General features: G+C 29.1%; 20 protein-coding genes. 8 read left to right on the top strand and 12 right to left on the bottom strand.

Going from position 1 to position 23876, the window contains the following annotated elements; genetic code table 11:
- Window positions 1–282: 282 nt before the first annotated feature.
- From J2127_RS04490 to J2127_RS04470, 5 genes are all read left to right on the top strand, one after another.
- Window positions 283–2112, top strand: coding sequence for a bifunctional NADP phosphatase/NAD kinase (locus J2127_RS04490; protein ID WP_209732375.1), 1830 nt, complete (start codon window positions 283–285; stop codon window positions 2110–2112).
- A gap of 363 nt (window positions 2113–2475) precedes the next feature.
- Window positions 2476–3585: an ABC transporter substrate-binding protein gene (locus J2127_RS04485; RefSeq protein ID WP_209732374.1), complete on the top strand. Its 1110-nt coding sequence runs from the start codon at window positions 2476–2478 to the stop codon at window positions 3583–3585.
- Between the two features lie 9 nt (window positions 3586–3594).
- The gene (locus J2127_RS04480) at window positions 3595–4683 is read left to right on the top strand and encodes a FecCD family ABC transporter permease (protein WP_245326463.1); all 1089 of its coding nucleotides are present in this window, start codon (window positions 3595–3597) and stop codon (window positions 4681–4683) included.
- A gap of 112 nt (window positions 4684–4795) precedes the next feature.
- Window positions 4796–5572, top strand: coding sequence for an ABC transporter ATP-binding protein (locus J2127_RS04475; protein WP_209732373.1), 777 nt, complete (start codon window positions 4796–4798; stop codon window positions 5570–5572).
- Window positions 5573–5871: 299 nt separating this feature from the next.
- On the top strand, window positions 5872–6675 hold the full coding sequence (locus tag J2127_RS04470) for a Rossmann-like domain-containing protein (RefSeq protein ID WP_209732372.1): 804 nt from the start codon (window positions 5872–5874) through the stop codon (window positions 6673–6675).
- A 144-nt stretch (window positions 6676–6819) separates the two neighbouring features.
- On the opposite strand, the gene J2127_RS04465 is transcribed toward J2127_RS04470, so the two are convergent.
- The 10 genes from J2127_RS04465 to cfbB form a co-directional block, all read right to left on the bottom strand.
- Window positions 6820–8202: a TldD/PmbA family protein gene (locus tag J2127_RS04465; protein WP_432442925.1), complete on the bottom strand. Its 1383-nt coding sequence runs from the start codon at window positions 8200–8202 to the stop codon at window positions 6820–6822.
- Between the two features lie 188 nt (window positions 8203–8390).
- Window positions 8391–9797 carry a lactaldehyde dehydrogenase gene (locus J2127_RS04460; RefSeq protein ID WP_209732370.1) on the bottom strand — a complete coding sequence of 469 codons (1407 nt, stop codon included), beginning with the start codon at window positions 9795–9797 and terminating at the stop codon, window positions 8391–8393.
- A 251-nt stretch (window positions 9798–10048) separates the two neighbouring features.
- Entirely contained in the window at window positions 10049–10534 is a 486-nt protein-coding gene (locus tag J2127_RS04455) for a MogA/MoaB family molybdenum cofactor biosynthesis protein (RefSeq protein ID WP_209732369.1), read from the bottom strand.
- 106 nt (window positions 10535–10640) lie between these two features.
- Window positions 10641–11489 (bottom strand): ATP-binding cassette domain-containing protein, encoded by an 849-nt coding sequence (locus tag J2127_RS04450; protein WP_209732368.1) that lies wholly within the window; start codon window positions 11487–11489, stop codon window positions 10641–10643.
- A 179-nt stretch (window positions 11490–11668) separates the two neighbouring features.
- Window positions 11669–12448: a cobalt ECF transporter T component CbiQ gene (gene cbiQ, locus J2127_RS04445; protein ID WP_209732367.1), complete on the bottom strand. Its 780-nt coding sequence runs from the start codon at window positions 12446–12448 to the stop codon at window positions 11669–11671.
- A 358-nt stretch (window positions 12449–12806) separates the two neighbouring features.
- A complete protein-coding gene (locus J2127_RS04440; RefSeq protein ID WP_209732366.1) occupies window positions 12807–13112 on the bottom strand; it encodes an energy-coupling factor ABC transporter substrate-binding protein in 306 nt (101 codons plus the stop codon).
- Entirely contained in the window at window positions 13105–13773 is a 669-nt protein-coding gene (locus J2127_RS04435) for an energy-coupling factor ABC transporter permease (RefSeq protein WP_209732365.1), read from the bottom strand. The genes J2127_RS04440 and J2127_RS04435 overlap by 8 nt, the downstream gene beginning before the upstream one ends.
- A gap of 370 nt (window positions 13774–14143) precedes the next feature.
- On the bottom strand, window positions 14144–15427 hold the full coding sequence (hacA, locus tag J2127_RS04430; protein ID WP_209732364.1) for a homoaconitase large subunit: 1284 nt from the start codon (window positions 15425–15427) through the stop codon (window positions 14144–14146).
- A gap of 399 nt (window positions 15428–15826) precedes the next feature.
- Window positions 15827–16705 (bottom strand): diadenylate cyclase, encoded by an 879-nt coding sequence (locus J2127_RS04425; RefSeq protein WP_209732363.1) that lies wholly within the window; start codon window positions 16703–16705, stop codon window positions 15827–15829.
- A gap of 300 nt (window positions 16706–17005) precedes the next feature.
- Window positions 17006–18418 (bottom strand): Ni-sirohydrochlorin a,c-diamide synthase, encoded by a 1413-nt coding sequence (gene cfbB, locus J2127_RS04420; protein ID WP_209732362.1) that lies wholly within the window; start codon window positions 18416–18418, stop codon window positions 17006–17008.
- 349 nt (window positions 18419–18767) lie between these two features.
- On the opposite strand from cfbB, the gene J2127_RS04415 reads away from it, so the two are divergent.
- Together J2127_RS04415 and J2127_RS04410 are read left to right on the top strand one after the other, a co-directional pair.
- Window positions 18768–19676, top strand: coding sequence for a hypothetical protein (locus J2127_RS04415; RefSeq protein WP_209732361.1), 909 nt, complete (start codon window positions 18768–18770; stop codon window positions 19674–19676).
- Window positions 19677–19821: 145 nt separating this feature from the next.
- Entirely contained in the window at window positions 19822–20691 is an 870-nt protein-coding gene (locus J2127_RS04410) for a TatD family hydrolase (RefSeq protein WP_245326462.1), read from the top strand.
- An 87-nt stretch (window positions 20692–20778) separates the two neighbouring features.
- Here J2127_RS04410 and rnp3 read toward each other — a convergent pair whose 3' ends face one another.
- Complete coding sequence (gene rnp3, locus J2127_RS04405) at window positions 20779–21606, bottom strand: ribonuclease P protein component 3 (RefSeq protein ID WP_209732360.1); 828 nt, start codon at window positions 21604–21606, stop codon at window positions 20779–20781.
- Between the two features lie 185 nt (window positions 21607–21791).
- Window positions 21792–22082: a DUF211 domain-containing protein gene (locus tag J2127_RS04400; protein ID WP_209732484.1), complete on the bottom strand. Its 291-nt coding sequence runs from the start codon at window positions 22080–22082 to the stop codon at window positions 21792–21794.
- A gap of 561 nt (window positions 22083–22643) precedes the next feature.
- On the opposite strand from J2127_RS04400, the gene cfbD reads away from it, so the two are divergent.
- On the top strand, window positions 22644–23861 hold the full coding sequence (cfbD, locus tag J2127_RS04395) for a Ni-sirohydrochlorin a,c-diamide reductive cyclase catalytic subunit (RefSeq protein ID WP_209732359.1): 1218 nt from the start codon (window positions 22644–22646) through the stop codon (window positions 23859–23861).
- Window positions 23862–23876: the final 15 nt, after the last annotated feature.

Genomic DNA, 23876 nt, shown 5'->3' with positions numbered 1-23876 from the left:
TTATTTTATTATTTTATTATTTTATTCCTTTATTATCTTATTATATTATTATCTTATTTTTTTTATTAATTTATATATCATTTAAATTAAGTATTGATTTTAGTATTATTTATTACTTGATATCTTAAATTTAGCGATATTTGTAAATTAATTAAATAATATTATATGAGTATAATTACATAATTAAACTCATAAATTTACATTCGTAATTTATACCTATATTCGTATGTAATATGAAAATAACGATCTTATAATATTATATGTATCACATGGGTGAAAAGAATGGCTGAAGAAATGCTTAAAATGGCAATAAAGGTAACAGAAAATTTGGAAAGAAGTATTCGCCCGTTAATCGGATGGGAAAAATCCAACGAAATCGTGAAAATAGGTGCTGATGGAACACCTACTAAAAGAATAGATTTGATAGCTGAAAATATCGCTATAAGTTCCCTTGAAAAGTTCTGTTCTGCAATCTTAATCAGCGAAGAGATAGGTTTTAAGGTAATTGGTAGGGGAACACCTAAATATATTGTAATTTTGGATCCAATCGACGGTACGTATAATGCTTTGAATGATATTCCCATATATTCAGTTTCGTTAGCAATGGGTAAAATTAGCAACGATAAAATGGAAAAAATCAAAAAATTAACTAGTATTGATAACACTGGTGGGGAATTAGAGGAATACCAAAAAAATTTGAATAAAATTTTAAAGGAATTTGTAAAAGAAAATTTTACAATAAATGATTTAAGCATCGGGGTTGTGAAAAACATATCCACTGGGGACACTTATTACGCAGAAAAGGACAAAGGAGCTTATGTTTTAAAAAATGGCAAAGAAAACGAAAAAAGAAAAATCGGAATCTCCAATATTAAAAATTTAAAAGACTCTTCTATGGGTGTATTTGCATATGGTTTATCATCTGAAACATTAAATTTCATAAAAGACCGTAAAATAAGGAGAATAAGGATATTTGGTTCCATAGCTTTAGAAATGTGTTACGTAGCAAGAGGTTCTCTTGACGCATATATCAATGTCAACGAAACAACTCGTTTATGTGATATGGCAGCAGGTTACATAATTTTAAAAGAAGCAGGTGGCGAAATAACCACTAAAAATGGAATGCCAATGAATTTAAGGTTAGACATCGCTGAAAAAAGCTCATTCATATGCTCTAATAAAGATTTACACAAGAAATTAGTTGGTACCTTTGGAAACAAATGGAGGTTAAAGCCTACTAAAATAGGAATAATTTCTAGACATGATAACGAAGAATCCTTAAATGTGGCATATAATACCGTTAAATATTTGGAAAATAAGGGGATAGATTATAAATTGGATAAAGGAATCCATAATGCACTTAAAGATAGGCTAAATGCTACCTTAATGGATGAAGTACAGGATATTTCTCATATTATATCGATAGGCGGTGATGGAACCGTATTAAGAGCTTCCAAATTGATCGAAGGTAATGAAATACCTATAATATGCGTAGATATGGGTACAGTAGGATTTTTAACTGAATTTGGAAAAGAAGACGTTTACAATGCAATTGACAGTGTATTAAATGGTAATTATACAATTGAAAAGCGTACCAAGTTGTCAGGATTTATAAATTACGGTTTAAAAGGAGTTAATAAAGCTGATAATAGTAATGACTCAAATAAACAGAAGTTTATATCTGACGCCTTAAATGAGGTGGTTATTACAACCAATAATCCTGCGAAGATAATGGATTTTGAGGTTTATATAAACGGTATATTGGCAGAAAATGTTCGTGCAGATGGTATTATAGTTTCAACTCCAAATGGTTCAACAGCTTATTCATTAAGCGCAGGTGGGCCAATTATAGAACCGACTGTAGACGCTTTTATCATAGTACCAATATGCCCATTTAAGTTATCTTCCCGACCACTCGTTGTAGACGGAAATTCTGAAATAAAGCTCAAAGTGATGAAAAAATCCGCAATGGTTGTGGTTGATGGTAGTAAAGAAGAAGGTTTATTGTCGAAAGGCGATGAAATTACGTTTAGGAAATCAAATTCGTATACTTACTTTGTAAAGGGAAGTAATTTCTATAATAAAGTTAAGAAATTAAGTTTAATGGAATAATAGATTATTTACTTACTATTTACTTATTAATTAGTTATTAGTTATTAGTTATTAGTTATTAGTAATTAGTTATTTATCCAATTTTACTATTTTTTAAATTCTATTTTTAGCACAATATTTGTATTTATTTATCGATTTAAAGGTTATTTTGTAATTGTTTATGCCTTTCAATTTTTAATCTATTTTTATGATGTAATCAAAAGTTGTTATATTTATATAGGAGATTAACATAATATAATTACTGTAATTATTATATATTAATTTATTAGTTCAAATGTAATTATAATATATTACAATTTTTGGTTTAAATGCTAAATATCCTATAATATGGAGTTTCTTTATAAAATATAAAATGGTGTATTTATGAAACTAAATAAAAATATGAAAAAGACTTTAAAAACTATTATATTGACAATGTTTTTATGCGTTATCTTGACAATGTCTGGTTGTACTACTACACAAACTGATACTACCGATAATACAAGTGTAAAAGGTAACGAAATCACTAAAATTTCAACTATTTCATTATTAGATGGTTTAAACAATAATGTAACTGTAAATTACCCCTGTAATAGTGTAGTTTCTACATATGGAATGGTACCCGCTGTAATATATTCATTGGATGCTCAAGACACCCTTAAAGCAGGTAAGGGTATAATGGGTAGTGACGAATTTTTAAGAATATTAAACCCTAATTTCGACGATATGGCGCAAGTAAACACGGAAAACGTAGAGGAAATTAAGAAAACTAATCCTGACGTCGTTTTTGCACCATACTGGAACGAAAAGAATGGTATATACACACAATTGAACAGTTTAGATGTACCTGTATTTTTTGTAGATATTGAAACAGTACCTAATTACTACAAATTATTATCAAATATGGGTAAAATGTTTAATAAATCCGAAAAATCCGATTATTTAATCGATTACTATAAAGGTAAAATCCAATATATTCAAGACACTGTAAAAGACAGCGAAAAACCTAAAGTATTGGTATTGGCACACAGTGCTAAGAAAAACTCATTTTGGACACCAGGGGGAGATTTCTGGGGTAATGAAATGGTAGACATTGCAGGTGGGGTAAGTGTTTCAAAAGATCTTGAAACTGGTAAAATGCCCGTAAACGTAGAGCAAATTTCAAATTGGAATCCTGATAAAATTATTATCATTACCTATACGAGAGATTTCTCATCAATAGATGCTAAAAATCAATTAATGAACGACGAAGGATGGAAAGAGATAAACGCTGTTAAAAACGGTGAAGTTTATGGAATGCCAAACGATGGGGATTCATGGGATGTATTAAGCCCTAAATTTACATTGGGTTTAATGTGGACTGCAAAAGTTATCCACCCTGAAGTTATGAACGTTTCATTAAAAGACGAAGCAATGCAACAATATGTTGACGTATACGATATGACTCCAGAACAAATTTCCAAAGTAAAAATTGTCGGAGACGCAATTAATTAAGTGATAAATATGGAAAAAATGAAGAAATTATCTACCAAAAATTCAAAGGAATTTAAATTTATTAATTATTTACTTATTGCACTTAATTTGGGTGGTAAATCAGAAAATACTAAAAAAATTAATTATACTTTAACCTTATTTCCTTTAATTTTTATAATTTCTTTCATTTTATCATTATTTATTGGAAGACTTTGGTTTGAACCAAATAGTATATTTACCGATTCATTAGCAAAAAATATTTTATTAAATGTAAGATTACCTAGATTAATAGCAGTTTCGCTGTCAGGAGCTTGTTTAGCATTATCTGGGGTGGCATTACAAAATTTATTTAAAAATTACTTGGCAGGACCTAATATATTAGGTGTAACAAGTGGTTCAGCGTTTGGTGCTGTTTTGGCAATTCTTTTGATATCTTACAACCCTTATGCAATACAGATATCCGCCTTTTTGTCTGGTATCGTAGCAATGGCATTGACATATACTGTAGGGAAAAAATTAAATGGTAGTTTAAGAACTGAATCCGAATCCAGCATTATAAACTTGGTTTTGGCAGGTATCGCAGTTTCCGCACTATTTTCCGCAGGTGTGGGACTTATAAAATACGTTGCAAACCCAACTGACAAACTACAAGCAATTACATACTGGTTATTGGGTAGTTTTACTGGTATCCGTTGGGATGATGTTTATATTACTGTAATACCTTTAATAATATGTATAATTGGTTTAAACCTCTTAAAATGGCAATTTAATATATTATCAATGGGCGAGGAAAACGCCAAATCTCTTGGTTTAAATGTTAAAAAATACTCCGTAATTATAATATTACTTGCAACACTTGGGACTTCTTCCGCTACTGCAATGGCAGGTATGGTGCAATGGATTGGATTGGTAAGTCCACACATAGCTCGTTTAGTTGTAGGTGTAGACAATAGACGTTTAATACCTGCATCAATGTTCACAGGAGCGTCATTGTTGTTAATATGTGACACTATAGCGCGTTCTTTAACACCTTCAGAATTACCATTAAGTGTCATGACTTCAATAATCGGAGTTCCAATACTGTTAAAAATATTGATTAGAAATCAAAATAAGCTTTAATTTTGATTTTATCAACAATTGTTAATTTATAAACTTCTAAATTTCTAAACTTCTAAATTCTCATAATTATTAAAATACTAAATTAATATCAGACAATGGTGGGATGATTAATATGGCAAAAAAACTAATGCTAGACGTTTCAAATGTTAATTTTAACTATAAATTCGAAAACCACAATGTATTGGATAAATGTAATTTAGAATTAAAAAAGGGCGAAGTTGGTTGTATTTTAGGACAGAATGGGGTAGGAAAATCTACTTTATTAAAATGTATCACCGGTTTATTGAATTACACCGGTAATGTTAAGGTAGCAAATAAAGAAATATCTCAGATAAATCCCAAAGAACGTTCTAAACTCATAACTTATTCCGCACAAGAATTTAGCATTAATTTTAATTATTCAGTATTTGAAATATTATTAATGGGCAGAAATCCCTATGTTAACTTTTTCAATGGTCCAACTATCGAAGATGAAGAATTAGTGTATAAAACATTAAATAAGTTACAAATTGAGCATTTGGCAAACAAAAGTTTTTTATCATTAAGTGGCGGTCAAAAAAGACTGGTAATGATTGCAAGGGCTTTAATTCAAGATAGCAAAGTTATGATATTTGATGAACCAACGAGTTTTTTAGATTTTAAAAATCAAGTATTAATATTGGATGTAATCAAAAAAATTTCAAAAGAATATGAAAAAACAATTTTATTCTCATTACATGACCCTAATTTAACATATTTTTCAGATAAGATATTTACAATGAAAAACGGAACAATAGTAAATAGTGGCGGTCAGGATTTACTTAATAGGGATACTTTCATGGATATTTATGGATTATCCACTGATATACTCCAATACAACAATAAAAAGATTGTGATTCCGAATATATAAATACCCCCATGTATTTTTTTAACGAATTCATTTCGTAACTCTTATATGTAACCGATATTAATTAAATATTGATATTAATGTATATTAGTTTCATAATTAATAATTAATAATCTAATTCAATTACTTTAGGATGATCTAAAGTAAAATATAACTTAAAATCAAAATTAAACTAACTAAACTAACTAAATTAATTAACCTAAATTAAATTAAATCAAATTAAATCAAAACTCAAATTTGGAAATAAAATATATAATAATACATATGTGACATATTTAATTATAAATCCCCTGGGTGGCACTATGATTGTAGAACAAATGAAAGAAAAAGCAATAAATTTAATAAAAAAAGACATAGAAAGCGGAAATTTAAAGGAAGTAATCTTAAAGGACTTTGCACTAGGAATACCTTACGCTTATACGGTTTTAGAGTTTGTTAAAACTGACGGAACTTCTAAAGAGGTTTTGGGGGCAGGTATGACATTAAATGAGGGGGGCTCCTGTAATAAGTTGGAGAACAAAACACCAGATTTATATGATTTACTAGAAAAAGTCTCAAGTTTTTCATACACTGACAGAGCTTTGGGTATTTCTGCTATAAATGCAATTTCGCAGTATTATATAATGGCACAGGATTTAAAGAAACAGGATGCCGTAGAAGTTATATTAAACTTAGATGGTGTAAAAAACATAGGATTTATTGGAAATATAGCACCTATTGCAAATGAATTGAAAAAAAAAGGCGACTACAATATCTATGTTTTTGATAGAGGTGGCTCATGTTGTTCAGGTGGTTTCTTAATGGATACGTTTGAATATAGGTTATTGCCAGAAATGGACGCTTTATTTATAACTGGCTCAACCATGGTAAACGATACAATCGACATGGTATTAGATAGGGCGGTAAATTCTAAAATAAATGTTTTAACAGGACCTACGGCACAAATGCACCCTGAATTATTGGAAGGAACAAAAATAACGCACATGGGTTCTATAATGGTAAACGATGTTGAAAATACCGTAATGAATTTAAAATTAGGCTCTTCATGCGGATTATTCCAAAAAGGAACTAAATATACTATAGATGTGAAAAATTATAAATTATAAATTATAGATTATAATAAACTCTATATTAAACTCTTAAAATTTTATTTTTAAATATATTCTATTTTTACAGAAATATAATTAATACAATAAAAAAAAATTAAAAAATAGCTATTTTATTATATATTATACATTATACCGAATAACTTAACACAAAGTGGTTTTGGTTCTTATAAAACCGCCACCGTCTCCTACCGGTACACTTTGACCTCCTTTTCCACAGTAACCTTTGCTAAGGTAGAAGTCATCTGTAACGGCATTTACGTCATGTAAAATTGACATAATTTCGCCACTAAGTCCTGCATCTTTGAGTGACGTGGTTAATTCTCCATTTTCAATCATAAATGCTTCTACGGAGTTGAACTGGAATAAACCTTTACCTGTGTCGACCTGTCCACCTCTAGAGCCAATTAAGTAAATACCGTCTTTGGTATCTTCGATTAATTCGTCGAATTTCCAGTTTTTAGACTTTATGTATGTATTACTCATTCTTACGATAGGCTTATTAAGTGCTTGAGCTCTAGAATTACCTGTTACATCCATACCGAGTCTTCCTGCAGTTTCTCTTGAATGCAAATACCCTTTTAAAACACCGTTCTCAATAAGTGTTGACTTTGTTCCCTTAACACCTTCATTATCGTATTTATAAAATCCAAACGAACCTTCAATTGTAGGGTCGTCAATAACAGTTACTTCTTCACTACCGATTACGTCTCCTATTCTATTTTTAAATACGCTATCATTGGATAAAACCAAGTCCGCTTCAGTAGCGTGTCCAACCGCTTCGTGTATAAATACTCCCGCTAATTCAGGGTCTAAAACTACGTTAAATTCTCCTTTTGGACAAGGTTTTGCACTAAGTAATCTTAAAGCTCTTTCTTTGACTTTTATACTTTTTTCTTCTAAATTATCTTCAGAAATGGCTTCAAAACCATCGCCACCTGATTTATCAAATGCAAATTGTAAAGATTCCCCTTTTGAAACTGCCATCATTCTCATAAGTGTTTTTATCCCTTCACTTTCAATACATGTTCCCTCACTTGTAAGGAGTAAAGAAGCACCCTCTGCATCGGAATAATTAACGGATTTGCTTACAATTTGATTATTCTCGTCGCTAAGGTTTTTATTTACTATGTTCATATATTCCTTTTTTTCTTCGATTGAAATATCCAAAGGATTTATTTTAACCTTTGTTTTTATCCTATCGCTTACTATTGGAACTTCTTTCATTATAACTTCCTTATTAGTATGAATATCAGATAATTTGGCACTTTTATACGCGCTAGTAAATAATTCTTCAATATTGGCCATATTTATGTCGTTAGACGTTGCTAAGCCCCAGCCATTATTTTCAAGCACTCTAACGATAACGCCCCCGTAGTTTCCACTGGATATTTCGTCCACTTCCCCATCTTTCATTACTATGTTGTTAGAACAACTTTTAATGACTCTTATATCTGCATAAGTTCCTTTTTCTAGTAATTTTTGAATTTTTTCGACATTCAAACAATCTAAATTTAAAACCATAATGTCACCAATATTTTTATAAATTATTTTGATTTTTAAAACTAAATATAGTTTAAGATAATTGATATATTACTATGTTTAATATCGTTAAAAGATAATTTAATATATCTTATTTAGCCGTCTTTTTATTTAAAATTATTAATATTTTATGTAATGTATAATAAATAAATTAGTAAAATTAACCCTAAAATCTAAAATCTAAAATCATTGTGAATTACAATAGTTTTATCTTCGGTCATCTCTTCTACAGTATATTTTATTCCTTCTCTCCCTAAACCACTATTCTTGACGCCTCCAAAAGGCATATTCTCCTGTCTAAACGTGGGGCTATTATTTATCATTACCCCGCCGTAATTCAGATTTTCTGCAATATACATGGCTTTATTTATATCTCGCGTAAATACGCCCGCTTGTAACCCATAATTGCCTTTATTGGCTAATTCTAGGCCATGTTCCATATTTATAATTTTTGTAACTGGTAAGACTGGTCCAAAAGTTTCAACATTCAATAATGTGTTATTTTCTTTAACCGAAATTATTGTAGGACTTATTAATGAATCTCGCCTCATTCCGCCAGTTATTAGTTCCCCACCTTCTGAAATAGATGTTTTTATTAAGTTTTCCACCCTATCTGCATTTTCTGAAGTTATGAGTGGCCCCATATCGGTACTATCCTCAAGAGGATTTCCTATATTAAAATCACGCGTTTTATCAACTAATTTTTCAATAAATTCATCGTAAATCTGTTCATGTACTAAAACTTTACCTACTGATATACATACCTGCCCAGAATTTAAAAATTTGCTTCTAACTGCATTTTCTACGGCTTTATCAATATCGCAATCTTCCAATACTATCAATGGATTATTGCCACCTAATTCAAGAGCAACTTTTTTCATGCCAGCATTTTTAGCAATATTTTGACCTACTTCTACACTGCCCGTGAATGAAATCATATTAACATTTTCATTAGTGGCTATTTCGTTACCTACAACTTCACCATGACCGGTAACTAAATTAAATACGCCTAATGGTATTTTCATCTTTTTCAAGGTGTTTTCTATTAGCTTTGTAAGTAATATTGCAGATAATGGCGCCTTAGACGAAGGGTGTAATACAATAGTATTCCCTGTAGCTATTGCAGGCGCTATTTTGTGCACTACTAAATTTAAGGGATAATTGAATGGAGTAATTGCACCTACAACTCCCAAAGGTTCCTTTTTAGTATATATGAGTCTATTTTCCGAATTTATAGTTTCTCCGCGTAATTCTTTGGCATAGAATGCGGATAATCTAAGTGTGGTAATACTACGGTCTACTTCTATTCGACCTTGACGGACAGGTTTTCCTGCATCTATCGCTAATAACTTTACAAAACGGTCCTTATTGTTTGAAACAGCGTCTGCTAATCTCATTAATATTTTATACCGATTGTTTGCCGATAATTTGTGCATATGTTCCTTATTTTCCATGGCAACTTTTATCGCATTTTTAGTCTCGTCCCTACTATTTGCAGTAATTTTTTCAATGACTTTGTAATCATACGGATTTATAACGTCAATTTCATCTCTGAGTATCCATTTGCCATCAATAAACATAAAACCACCTATTCGTAATACAATAATTGTAATATTCCGTAATTAATATTTAATAAATAAATATACTATGACATTTTTTAGTTAATTGTTTAAGATATTATCTATTTTAAAATATTAATAATCTTCGTAAAATAGGATACAAAATGTGTAATAAAAATTAGAAAATAATAAAATACGAATATAAACATAATAATAATAATAATAATAATAAAATAGAACTAAAAATAAGAAAATAATAAAAATAAATTTTTTTATTCGATATGTCCTAAAATATGACCACTTTCCTGTTTAATTATTTTCAAACCTGTTTTACAAGCATTAATTGACCCGGGTAATGAATAAATGAGCTTTTTCTTATATATTCCTGCTGAAGCTCTTGAAAGTATTGTGGAGAATTGGACTTCATCATAACTTAATTTATGGAATACTATACTAAATCCTTCTAGTTTTTTATCATATAGCCCATTTACTACTTCTGAAGTATTATCTCGGCTAGATAATCCTGTACCTCCAGTTAAAACAATACATTCAACGTCTGAATAATCTATAATATGTTCTATAAGTCCTTTTATCATTTCAGGATTATCTGGGATTAATTCATATATTTCAGCGTTTAATTCATCGCTTAATAATATTCCAGAACCGTCTTCGACAGTTAAACCCCTTAATTTTTCCATATATCTACTATCACTAATAGATACTACTGCATATCTAATATTTTGTACTTTGGTATGCATAAAATCCCTCATTTTATATTAATAATTTTATAATATTATTATATTTCTATTAATTTTTATACCATATTTATTCTATATTTATATTATTTTTAACATATTATATTTATTATCCTTTAATTTCACTTTTGTTCATATATTCTAACAAATTTACGCGGGCTTCCCCAATTGTATAACTCATATCAATATTTAATTTATCTTCACGTTTTAGTATTTCCAATAGGTGAGATATACGCGGTAATCTTAATTTTGAATTTCTGATAGCTTCTGTATCGTTAAATATTTCTTTAGGAGTTCCATTTTTTATAATTTTTCCATCACTTATTAAATAAACTTTATTGGCATAAACAGGAACTAAATCAACGTCATGAGTTGATATTATAATTGTAATACCTTGCTTATTTAATTCATAAAGCAATCGCATGATTTGAGAAGCACCGAGTGGGTCAAGACCTGCAGTAGGTTCATCAAGAACTATTATTTCGGGTTTCATTGCTAATATTCCTGCAATGGCCACTCTCTTTTTTTGACCCCCACTCAAGTGATGAGGCGGTTTTTCATCATAACCTTCCATATCTACGGCTTTTAAGGCTTCTTTTACCCGTTTTGTTACTTCTTCTTTATCTAATCCTAAATTCATCGGACCAAATGCAACATCCTGAGCAACGGTAGGGGCAAAAAGTTGGTCATCGGGGTTTTGGAATACTATTCCGACAGTTTTCCTAACTTCAAGTAAATCTTTATTTTTGTATGATATCGGTTTTTCCTTAACTTTGACAACTCCCTCTTTGGGCTTTAAAATTCCATTAAAGTGTAAAAATAAGGTTGATTTGCCAGCGCCGTTAGGTCCTAAAATTGCAATCATATCTCCTTCTTCTGCTTTAAAGTTAATTCCTTTTAAGGCAGATGTTCCGTCGGGATACTTATAAATTAAGTCATTTACTTCAAGAATTGGCAATTTATCACCATAATGATTTAAAATCGTGATTATAATTTAAATTTTAATAATAGTAATACTAATAGTAATAATAAAGTATTATAATATAAAAAATATGATATTTCAGTTTTAGAAATAAAAATAAAAATAAAAAATAAGGTAACAATTATACTTAATTAATAATTATATAATTAAATAATTTACAATATTAATGACGGTAATAACCCTAAAGAGATAATAATTCCCTCAAATAAGAATATTCCAAATATTTGAGTTTTTTGGACAGGTTGTTCTTCTCCAAAATGGTAAATATTCCCATTATAACCCCTTGAGCACATTGTAGTGTATAGATTATCGCCTTTGTCTAAAGAACGTACTAGCATCACACCTGCAAGTGTTCCAAGTGACTTATATGTATTCTTAAATCCTGAATATCCAAATCTAGTTTTTTGGGCGTGCTCTATCAAAAGCGCCTCATCGATTAATATGAATATATATCGGTATACTAACATCGTAATTTCTATGACACTTTCCGGTATTTTCAACTCTTTTAAAACGGTCAATAGCTGAGTAAATGGAGTAGTTAGCGCTAAAAATAGCGTACAAGTAACTCCTGCAAACATCCTAAATAAAGCATGATATCCTAAACTAAAACCATCAGCGTATAGCGGGATTGAAATAGTTCCAACATCCAAACTGAACCAAACATCGGAACCCAACAATACTGTCATGAATATCAGTGAAAAAATCCCAAATAACACGGGAATTGATAGTAATTTGAAGTATATTCCTTTAGGAACTTTTGCTTTAAAAATTGTTAAAAAAATCATTGAAATAGCCATTAAAATACAAATACTTGGAGAATTGAATACTAAAACTACAAATAATGATATAATTGAAAATATTACCTTTAATTTAGGGCTTGTGGCATATAATCCATTAGAATGTGCTATATCATCGATTATCAATTTTTGAACCATTATAATCCCCATGATTTATTTTTTAAGTTATTTTCAACTTCAAATTTTAAATCCTAAATTTTTATTCTATTTTTTTAGTTTTTAGTTTTTAGTTTTGTTAGTCTTATTAAGTGGTTAATATTATTAAAACTTAATTGATAGATATTAAGTAATCTTTAATAGAATTTTGGTAAAACTTTAATTAAAATCATAAATTAAAAATCATAAATAAATGTTCAAAAAATAAATTATAGTAAATCAATAAAAAAATAAGTAAAAAATAAGTAAAAAATAAGTAAAATGTTAAATCAAAAAGAAAATAAGGTATAAATAGTATTTGTCTACCATTCGTACATTATCTTTAAGATACTACTTGGAATTACTCATTTTCAGATTTTTCAGTCTTTTTAAGTCCTTTAAAGTATCCAATGTAGTATCCAATTATTATGGCACCCAAAGCAGCTTGTAAAGCAAATAATAGACTTTCTATTTCTCCACTAGGTGGTTCCCAAAATGAGCTGAACCATGGTTCGTATTCTGGATTTATTACTGTAATGTGATCTTCAGCAGCCCCATCGGCACCGCCAAAGTAACCTTCATCTTCTCCAAGACCGTTAAACATAATTAAAGGTGCTACAATAATCGCAATAAGTGCTAAAATCATAAAGAGATGCTTATTACTCATTATTACCACCTTTTTTAATGTTCATTACTTTCTCAAATAATTCAGGTCTTAATTTGGATAAGTAATCCCACAATAAACCTGTAATAAGACCTTCTGCTATTGCTAAAGGTATCTGTGTTATTGCGAATATTGTTCCAAAGTCTGTGAATGATGACATAAAGTTTGGATGAGGGAATGCCAAAGCCAATTGTATGGATGTAGTTAAGTATGTAGCCCAATCTGCAAATATTGCAGTGAGTACAACAACCCATGTGATATTTAATTTGCCTCTAAGGGTCTTAAATACTAAATATCCTACAAATGGTCCCATAATACCCATTGAGAATATGTTTGCACCTAATGTGGAGAGACCTCCGTGTGCAAGTACTAACGCTTGGAATAACAATACAATGGTTGCTAAAACTGATGTAATCGCAGGGCCAAATAATATGACACCTAAGCCGTTACCAGTAGGGTGTGAACAACTACCTGATACTGATGGCAATTTTAAAGAACTTAATACAAACATGAAGGCGCCGGATATAGCTAATAATGGTTTAGCTTCAGGATTATTTTTAAGAACTTTGTTTAAATTCATTATACCGTATCCTACAACAATAGCAGATATGATGTACCACACTATTGCCCATTCTACAGGTAAATAACCTTCCATAATGTGCAAAATTTCACCTCATTAATCTATATGCTTATTGCCCAAAAATAAAAGTTTAATATTAATTAGTTAATTAATTAACTAATTAACTTAAATTATTGATATTTTTTGGTATTTTTTATGTTATGTTGGTAATTAGGTTAGTTTGGTAACTATAGTCTATTTTATTCAATTCTATTTAAGTTTATAATATTTAACTTATCTTTAATACATTACTAGTATATAAATATTATTAATTAAATTTAATTAGAATACTATTAAAGTTAATTTTAATAACTATATAGTTTACTAAAAAAGTGAGAGTAAGACATATCGAATAAAAAATAGAAATAAAAAAATAAAAATAAAAATATAAAAATAAAGGATATACCCCTTATAATTAGTATTTTTCATGTTCATTGGTAATATAACCTTTGATGGCACTCATAGCAGCCACTGCAGGGGAAGAAAGATAAACATCTGAATTTAAATTACCCATTCTACCCTTAAAGTTTCTGTTTGTGGTAGATAATGCAACTTCGCCATCCCCTAAAACTCCTTGATGGGCACCCAAACAAGGTCCACATCCTGGCGTACATATCATTGCACCAGCATCTACGAAAGTATTTAATAATCCTTCTGCTATCGCCTGATTAAATATTGCTTTAGAGGCAGGTATTACTATCAATCTAACATTTCTATGAACTTCATTATTTTTTAAGTACTTTGCAGCAACCCTAAGGTCATTTATCTTACCATTGGTACAGGAACCGATAAATACTTGATTTATTTCAAGACCTTTAATATTTGAAACATCTGTGACGTTATCAGGGTGATGTGGGCAAGCTACCTGCTCTTCCATATCTGTTATATCAAATTCTACAACATCATGGTATGTATCATTTTGAATCTGTTCGTCATAATAATCGGAGGTTAACCTTTCTTTTTTTAATTCCGCTATTTTTGAATTATTAACTCCGGCATGAGCTAAATATTCATACGTGGTATCATCAGCCTCAATTAAACCAGTTTTACCGCCCATTTCTATTGCCATATTACTTAAGGTCATTCTGTCGTCCATATCTAAATTTTTAACAGCGTTTCCCCCGTATTCAAGAGCCATATAGGTTGCTCCACTTCTACCGATTTCTTTACACGTTTTTAAAATGATATCTTTTCCGTATATGCGTTCATTAAACCCTGAAACTTCCACACGTATGGTTTCAGGAACTTTTAGCCAGGTTTTACCCATTGCATAGATATAACCCATATCTGTTGCACCAAAACCTGTAGCAAACGCTCCAAACGCTCCATGAGTACATGTGTGGCTATCTCCACCTGCTATAACTGTATTTGGTAATACGTGACCTTTTTCAGGTAATAATTGATGGCAAATTCCTTCCCCGCCCTTGTAATAGTTCTTAATGCCTTGTTCATTTACAAAGTTTCGAGTCAATACCTGCATATTTGCAGCTTTTGAGGTATTTGCAGGTATATTATGGTCGAATACAATAACAACTTTTTCAGGATTCCAGACCTTATCTGCAATTTTTTCGAAGGTTTTAACGGTTAAGGGGGTAGTTCCGTCATGAGTCATCGCAATATCTACGTCAACTTCTACAGTTTCCCCCGCCACAACTTCTCTACCCATTTTTTTAGATATTATTTTTTCCGCAAGTGTCATAATTTCACCATACTCTATTAAAATAAATTTTAAATCTTAGAAATCTTAGATAACATTATTTATCAAAAATTAAATCTTTTTTAAACGATAAGTTATAAAATTTAAATTATAAGCCGTAACCTACAGATTTTTAGATTTTATAATTAATTGGATAATCTTTACAATGTTTATTATTTTATATTTGTTATATATTTATCGATTGATAATAAAATAGTATGCAGTTTAAACAGATTTAAAATTAGAATTTAAAGTCAGATTAAATCAAAAGATAATACTCAAAAAATTATGAAATACTTAAAATAAGTATAACCTAATTATAAAATAATTATAAAATAATTATAAAATAATTATAAAATAATTATAAAATAGTTATAAGATAAGTATAAATACACATACTTATTAAGAATTAGGCTTAAATTCAGCTAGTATTTCTCCATTATCGAATACACGTACTATTCCACCACTAGCGGATAATGTGATTGCCACACAATCTATATATTTGGTAATTGTTGCAGCAGAATAGTGCCTAGCGCCTAAACCATGGGGTAAATTAATTGTAGCACCACCACAATTTATATACCGCCCGCCTCCGAATACATTTCCAATATAATCTATTAAAAAAGCCCCATCGATTGTAGATAGTTCTTTTAACGTACCTTTGACTTTTTTATCAAATATTATTGCATCATGACATTCAAACGGATTTAATATTAATGGAGTAGTCATTTTTAATAATTCAGTTTTTTCACCAATTAAAAATGTGGTGCCAACTGGTTTACCTTCCCTGCCTTCAACAGAAAGTTCTATGCCAATATTTAAAGCTTCTAATATTACTTTTCTTTTTATGTCGTCTAATGAGCTGATATATTTATAAAATCTTACAAAATCGGGATAATCATCTACTTCTAAGACTGAAATGTTGTTACTTAGCGATATCTTGGAAGTTCCAAAAATTGATACAATTAGCTCCCCCATATTTAGTAGTCCATTTTCTAACAAAACAATCATAGCTTGATTAACCGTTGAGACCCTGCTATTTTTCCCATAATTCATTAATATTGGAATTATAGGTTCATTTTTAAGTTTAAAATACGTATCTTTATTTGGGGTAGCCACTATAACTTTAGAACCTGTTTTTACCAATTTGGGGTTTTCTAGTATAATTTTTTTATACTGTTCGTACGAAGAACCAGATTCAGTGAATATTAACACAGTATCTGCATTTAAATCATTAGATAGTTCCAAACCATGCCTTATAACATATTTAATTTTATCCATCAAAAAACACCAATTAATAGTTAAAATATTATTTGGAAGTTGCAATTTAACATTATAACCCATATTTAACTATTTACTAACCTATTTCTAACTATTTCTAACTATTTCTAACCTATTTACGAATTTAATTAATTAAATTATATTGTAATCTATATCCTATTTTTAATAAATTTGTCAATACATTGTATGAAATATATATTTAGTCCAATATAACCTTTATATTTGCAGATATATGTATTTTTTGATATAAATTAGTAAATAAGTTAATTTGTAATATCTAAAATAAAAAAATAAGAATTATTAAATGTAATTGACGAGTGAACTAGCAAAATATGGATTTCCAACGCAATGCTGGTGTGCATAGCCACCTAAAACTGTTTTATCTTCATTTAAAAGCCCGTCAAGATTATTGGCTATACCAACTCCACGATTAATTTTGTATGCAAATTTTGAATTTTCACCAATATTTACTAATTTGGAATAGTGGAATTCGTGCGCTCTGAATTTGAACCCTGATTTGCCAATAGGGCAATCTTCAGTAAATTCTCCTTTGACATAACTTAATCCTTGCACATTTTTAGTAGTCACTGCCTCACAATCTAACAATCCAAGTGATTCGTAGCCATCTACAGCTTTTGAAGCATACATTAAACCACCGCATTCTGCATAAATCTTGGATTCTTTGTTTTCAACACGTTGGCGAATTGAATTTAGCATATTTTTGTTATCACTGAGTTCTTTTGCAAATATCTCTGGATAACCGCCCCCTATATATATTATATCTGAGTCAGGCACTTCGTCATCATGTAACGGGCTAAAGAATTCTATTTTAGCTCCATTATCCCCTAAAGCATCTAAATTATCCCAGTAGTAGAAGTTAAAGGCTTCATCATGAGCAATAGCTACCTTACAACTATTTTTGTTTACATCCCATAATCCATTTTCTAAATTATAATACTCATCAGTTTCCATATTTTCCATATTTTCTGTATTTGTATCTATATTTTCATTCGCGTCTATTTCAAAATCTGCATCGCTTAACTCTTTTAAGAGATCCAAATCTAGGCTATTTTCAATAGTTTCAGCCCAAAGCTGTATTTGACAGGTCATTTCGTTTTTCTTTTCAGGGGTTGGCACTAATCCCAAATGCCTCTGTGAAACTGTTAATTCTTCGCTTCTAGGAATCGCACCAATTATTTTTATATCCTTATCGTAGTATTCTACTGCATCTTTTAGTTTTGCGTAGTGTTTTTCTCCCCTTACTTTATTAAATATAACGCCTTGAATATCTACATCACTATCAAAGCTTTTAAAACCTTTAATTATTGCAGCGGCGCTTCTAGTAAGGCTTCGTGCATCCATTAATAAAATTACTGGACTTTTTAAGCTTTTAGCAACTGATGCAGTACTTCCAATATCATTGTATGGCGATAATCCTTCGTAAAGTCCTCTGACTCCTTCAATTACACTTATATCAGCTTTCTTTGAGTTTTTAGCAAATAATTTTTTAATCTGAAAATCGTTCATAAAAAAGCTATCTAAATTTCTTGAGTGGTTTTCAGTGGCTGTAGTATGATATGTAGGGTCTATGTAATCAGGACCTATCTTATACGGTTGCACATTTAATTTCTTGCTAAGTGCTGCCATAATTCCTGTTGATACTGTAGTTTTACCCACCATTGAAGAAGTGCCTGCAATAACTAATCGTTTCATGTTTTTCACGCAATCATAGTGTTATAGTGTTATTATGAATAATATTAAGTTTAATCAATTATAATTTAAGTTATAAGTTCGATATTTCTATATTATTTTCCTACATCTATATCTTGTATTACTATTATAAAAAATTATAATACTAAATATTCATATATCCAAATTATATATTATTAATATCTATAAAAGTCATAGTTATTAATATGTTTAAGTAGTAATTAATGTTTAAAATAGTAAAATAATAAAGCAATATAATAATAAACTAATAGTTAAATAATATTTAAATAATAATTAAATAGCAATTAAAAGCTAGTATTATAATTTAAAAAGACACAAATAAGGGGAAATATTGTTAAAAAACACTTATAATTACGTAATTAATCAATATATAAAATTTTTGGATTTATCCTTCTCAAAAAAGTTTTTTGTGACCTATATTTTATGTATTGTGGGATATCTCTCAATAACCTTATTAGGAATGTATGTAAATTCGTTGTATTCTTTAAAAAACGCAGATTTTATTGCCACTAAAAAATTTGAAATTGTATCTAGTGCAGTAGTAGCTCATACCGGTCCTGAAGTGTCCTATTTATCATTGGCCCTTACTTATATAGTTAATAATTTTATAGCATGTTTTACAATATCTTCTGCAATAATTGCAGTAGCATTGCTATACAGACATGATATTAAGAAAGAAAATGATACTAATATATCTTATTTAAATGCTTTATTTATATTTTACCTACTAACAATTATAAATCCATTTACTGGACTTTCAGGTGCTAAATTAAGATATTTAGATTTAATAGCTGTTATACCACATGGTATTTTTGAATTTGGAGCTGTAGCTTTATCCATATCATTAGGAATACATTATGCTTTAAAGATATTACCTTTATCTTACACATTAAACTTAAATTCCAAAAAAGAAAACGTTTCAAATGAATTATTGGACAATAATGCTAATGGTGCAAATAATGAAAATAATGCCGATAATAACAATAAAAGTACGAATATATCGAATATCAAAAATCTTCCAAAGCTAAAATTAAGGGATTATATAAATTATATAATTTTACTGGCAACTATATTAACTCTTGTAAGTATTGCAGGCATATTGGAGCCATTAGATTGGGCTTTAAGAAATTATTCAATAGCCAATAACATAAATATGATTGATTTATTTATCGAATCTTATAAAAATCTTATATATTATATAATTCCTGGTTTAATTGGTGATTTATTGTCTAAATTTTAATAGTCCTTTCTATATAATATAAATATCTTAATAAGCAATATATTGAATAATATATTGAATAATACGTAGATAACATATCTATAATTAATAATTATAATTACTAGTTATAATTAATAATTTTTATTTTTTTTAAGGTGATGCTATTATGTTAATTGATAGTCATATTCATTCTGATACTCGCTCATTTGAAGATTTAGAAGCTTTATCGAAATTTTTAGATGCTGTAATTACGCATGCTCATGACCCTATGCCAGTTTACTCATTTGAAGTCTCTAGGGCTCATTTTGACAAATTGCTAATGTTTGAACCAAAGAGATTTGAAAAGGTAGGTTTAATATATTACGTTTGTATTGGAATTCACCCAAGAGCCATACCTCAAAAGATAGACGATATTGATTACCAGGTATTAAAAGAATATCTAAAAAATGAGAAAGTTGTAGGTTTGGGCGAAGTAGGGCTGGAATTAGCTACTGAAACTGAAATAACAATTTTAAAAAAGCAAATGGCTTTAGCAGAGAGTTTACAAAAGCCTATTGTACTTCATACGCCAAGAACTAATAAAAGAGAGATTACCAAAGAATTATTGGATGTACTAGATGAGAGCGATTTAAAAACCAATATTATTATAGAACACGTTGATTATGAAAATATTGATTTAATATTAGATTACATTGTAAAAACAAACGATTTAAAGCTTTCTGAAAATCTAGATTATAAAAACAACATTCATATGGGTTTCACAGTACAACCTCAAAAATTAACTCCTGAATCAGCAATGGACTTAATCAAATACGTATATGGGCGAGAAGATTTAAAAGCGCTTAGAGAGTCAAATAATTTAAAAATAATGATAAACAGTGACATTTCAAGTGCCCCTTCTGACATATACAGTCTTTTAAAGATGAAATTCATTTTAGAAAAAAATTCAGGATATTTAAAATCTGTAAATTATAGTGCAAATGATTTAATAAATAAAATGTTAGGGGATAATGCAAAAGAAGTATTTAATTTATAAATATACCCTTTATAGCGTATAATTTGTATTATTTTATTATATTTTATTATATTTTAGTACATTTCGTATATTATTTAATTTCTATTTTTATAATTCTCTTTCAATATTTTCAGCTTTTTTTTCAACTTTTTCAAGTTCTAAACCGTACATTAGTACATTATTTTCTTTTAATTTAGTCCTATAATTTATAATATTATTCATTTGACCCATACTAAGTTTAGCATACTCTAAATTAGAAATGGTTGTTAAAAAACTTCTCAAATTTTCCGGAGATTTTATTTGATACATATTTTTGGCACCCGTCGATATAGTAAACGGCGTATTGTATTTTTTGGCAAGTTTAATGTTTCTTTGGTATGAATTTACTAATCTAGCTATTTCGTAGCCTTTTTTTACCAAAAGATCTGAAAAATTTAAATTCAGACCCACTCTGTGTACACTACCTAATCTAGCGGTTATGTGGTCTATCCCAGAATCTAAACGTCTAAATGCAGGAGATGATAATAGATCGACATCATCTTTTTCGAGTGCAAACCTGTTAATGTCTAAATCTCCACCTTTTACCATTAATACGTCACATTTTCCCCTATATTTTCTTATATTCTTTTCTAAATCCTTAACACTAGAAGCATGCAATAAAATTCCTGAATAAACATTCAAACCTGCGTTATTGCCTAATTCTTTACATTCTAAATATTTTTCTTTACTATAATCCGTTTTTTCTGCTTCAACTTTATCCAATTTTCCAGCCATATTTTTTTCAGCTTTTTTTGACAGGTATACATTTTGGGTAAAAACAAAGCCTTTCCATCCGATTTTTTTTAAATATTCAATTCCTTCGGATGTATTGATGTAGTTTATATCAATATACTCTTTTTCGTCCTTTTTGAATTCGTTTTTAGTATTTTTAGTCATATTTGTCCTTTTTGAATTTTTATAACTTGTAAAACGTTATTATTGAATTTAATTTCAATGTTAAACACTATAAAATTAATATAATAAATTATGATTACTTTAAACTATTATAGAATATTATACTAGCCTGTATTTTAAATTTTAAAAATAATAATAATAATAATAATAAAATTAATATAAATTATTTATCTATCTTGGGGGGTTTTAACTTCGTCTACAATTTTAGTACCCGCAGCTACTTCGTCGATACTATGTATAACACCGTTCATTGTTTCAATTACGTCTTTTATAATGTCGTAATCTAAATCGTAGCCTTCTATGGTAATTTTAACACTTTCCGTGGATTTATCGATTTCATGTACTGTAATATTTACGCCATCAATCCCTTCCAAAGCACAAATTTCAAGTGCTAAATCTGTTAATTTGGGTTCGTGTGTTTTTAATACGTCAAGAACTACTCTTCTAAGTTTTGTCACGCTTTTCTTCCTCCAAAGCACGTTTTCATATTTTCATATTTTCATATTTTTGTCGTAATTATAAGTATGGGTATAACTTAATATATATAGTATATTTTATATTTCAAGCCACGCTTTTAAATGCTGTAACTAAGTTAATCTAAATTTAAATGTCTAACTAATAATATTGACTCTATAAATTTTAATATATCTTATAATATATAAAATATATTATATATCCCAAATCATCTTAGGAATTAATATTAAAATACTGAAAAAATCGTATAAAAATTATAAAATTATAAAATTATAGATATTTTAATGCAATGATAATTATTGATAAAATATTAATAGTGCATAACTGATATTATTACTAATAATAAATTTAATAATATTCTAGATTATGGTCTATATTATATTTTATTAAATCAAATTTAAATCAAATATTATAATAATTACAATAATACTAATGCTAATAATAATAACAATATTAAAAAATAGGAATATTAAAAAATAAAATAAAATAAAAATAGTAAAATAAAAAATAATAAATATAGCATTTATAAAAATACGAGTGATAACGTGATATTACACCCTAGACCTTCTCCAATAGCCGCAACAATGTACCAATTAAGAGATATGGGCGTAGATGCCATAATAATGCACGGACCTAGTGGTTGCTGTTTTAGAACTGCAAGACTTTTGGAAATAGATGGCATAAGGGTATTTACAACGGCCATGAATGAAAATGACTTCATATTCGGTGCAACTGAAAAATTAAAGAACGTAATTGATGACGTTATATCTTATTTGCGTGAGCAAGATTCAAAAGACTCTAAAAACTCTAAAAACCCCGATGAATCTAGGCAATTAAAAATAGGGGTTGTAGGAACTTGTGCTAGTATGATAATCGGTGAAGATATAACTGGTTTAAATGATGAATATGGGGATAATGAATTAATACTTGCTGTAGATATCCACAGTGGACTTACAGACAATACCATAGGAGCTATTAGGGCAATGGAAAGTGCTTTAGATGTAAATTTAATTTCTGAAGAAGAATTTACTAGGCAAGTTGAATTATTAAATAAAGCCACTGAAGTAGAAAAGACCAAAGGCATGGCAAAGAAAAAATATTTAAAGCCAACTTACGATGATGATATTGATGAAGTGATAAAAATATTCAAGGAAAAAATAAGAAATTTGGATACTTCAAATAATGTAAATAAGGTAAATAATTCTAAATCAAAACCTGTAATAGCTTGCGTTTTAAATGCAAAAAAAGAAACATCGTACTTATTTTCACATCCGATTGTGGAAATAAACAAAGCTTTCAAAGATGACGTAACTATAATAAATATTGCAAATTTAGATAGTAGTGTGGGATTCGAAAAGGTAAAAAACGATGCAAAAAATGTATTGTCCGAATTTAAGGAAAATGGTATACATATAGATTACATAACTGGAGGATTGGATGAATACCCAATTACAGGTTCTAAAGCTTCCGAAATATTGAATAAGTTGTCTAATTCAAACAATATTGACGAAATTCCGGACATAATCTTTGTTTCGGGAGTACCGCACGCTTTAGATGATAAAGTACTTAGTCAGATTAAGGAAAAAAATCCAAAAGTGGTTACAATTGGTATAAGTGACGGTCCTAGGCTTTATTATCCAATAAAAGACATGTTTGATTATGGAATTATTGAATTAGATGCCCACGCTAAAGTTTTGGGTAAGAAAAATATTGTAAAATCTCGCTTTGGGGAATTAGTAAAATATACATTTTCTAAAGAATAACTAAAATAACTAAAA

This window comes from Methanococcus voltae (assembly GCF_017875395.1).
Taxonomy (GTDB): Archaea; AGJL01; Methanococci; order Methanococcales; family Methanococcaceae; genus Methanococcus; species Methanococcus voltae_C.
Note: the sequence above shows the minus strand (reverse complement) of the source record. Positions and strands in the feature narration are given on the sequence as shown.

Excerpts from the sequence above, each read along its gene's own strand:
- J2127_RS04410 (WP_245326462.1), top strand. The coding sequence starts at position 19,822 with ATGTTAATTGATAGTCATATTCATTCTGATACTCGCTCATTTGAAGAT.
- hacA (WP_209732364.1), bottom strand. The coding sequence starts at position 15,427 with ATGACACTTGCGGAAAAAATAATATCTAAAAAAATGGGTAGAGAAGTT.
- J2127_RS04480 (WP_245326463.1), top strand. The coding sequence starts at position 3,595 with ATGGAAAAAATGAAGAAATTATCTACCAAAAATTCAAAGGAATTTAAA.
- rnp3 (WP_209732360.1), bottom strand. The coding sequence starts at position 21,606 with ATGACTAAAAATACTAAAAACGAATTCAAAAAGGACGAAAAAGAGTAT.
- cfbB (WP_209732362.1), bottom strand. The coding sequence starts at position 18,418 with ATGAAACGATTAGTTATTGCAGGCACTTCTTCAATGGTGGGTAAAACT.
- J2127_RS04440 (WP_209732366.1), bottom strand. The coding sequence starts at position 13,112 with ATGAGTAATAAGCATCTCTTTATGATTTTAGCACTTATTGCGATTATT.
- J2127_RS04470 (WP_209732372.1), top strand. The coding sequence starts at position 5,872 with ATGATTGTAGAACAAATGAAAGAAAAAGCAATAAATTTAATAAAAAAA.
- J2127_RS04455 (WP_209732369.1), bottom strand. The coding sequence starts at position 10,534 with ATGCATACCAAAGTACAAAATATTAGATATGCAGTAGTATCTATTAGT.
- J2127_RS04425 (WP_209732363.1), bottom strand. The coding sequence starts at position 16,705 with ATGGATAAAATTAAATATGTTATAAGGCATGGTTTGGAACTATCTAAT.
- cbiQ (WP_209732367.1), bottom strand. The coding sequence starts at position 12,448 with ATGGTTCAAAAATTGATAATCGATGATATAGCACATTCTAATGGATTA.
- J2127_RS04460 (WP_209732370.1), bottom strand. The coding sequence starts at position 9,797 with ATGTTTATTGATGGCAAATGGATACTCAGAGATGAAATTGACGTTATA.
- J2127_RS04475 (WP_209732373.1), top strand. The coding sequence starts at position 4,796 with ATGGCAAAAAAACTAATGCTAGACGTTTCAAATGTTAATTTTAACTAT.
- J2127_RS04485 (WP_209732374.1), top strand. The coding sequence starts at position 2,476 with ATGAAACTAAATAAAAATATGAAAAAGACTTTAAAAACTATTATATTG.
- J2127_RS04490 (WP_209732375.1), top strand. The coding sequence starts at position 283 with ATGGCTGAAGAAATGCTTAAAATGGCAATAAAGGTAACAGAAAATTTG.